This window comes from Pseudomonas sp. BJa3 (assembly GCF_026343815.1).
In the GTDB taxonomy this organism is placed as follows: Bacteria; Pseudomonadota; Gammaproteobacteria; order Pseudomonadales; family Pseudomonadaceae; genus Aquipseudomonas; species Aquipseudomonas soli.
The window spans coordinates 1-233 of sequence record NZ_JAOXMC010000574.1; the positions used below are offsets into that span (position 1 = coordinate 1).

1 protein-coding gene is annotated in these 233 nt (G+C 45.9%); it reads left to right on the top strand.

Annotated features, from left to right (window positions below; all coding sequences use genetic code 11):
* On the top strand, positions 1–233 hold a 233-nt coding region (locus tag OH705_RS28845), incomplete at both ends, for a hypothetical protein (protein WP_267303651.1).

Here is a 233-nt window from a genome sequence, read left to right on the forward strand (position 1 = left end):
CCATTCCAGATGCAAATTACGTTTCTGTGACAAGTGACATTGAGTTCTATGACGCGCTAATCACAAAACTGGCCGTTCAAGATGCTCAGAATGTTCTGATTCTTATTCGTGATTCCGGTTATCTCGTGAACGTCACTCATGACGATGATGCAAAAAAACTGACCGAACAGGAAAAATTTACTACTTCGCCGCTGCGCGAAGCCGGTGCGCGCAAATCTATCCAGGATGGGTGG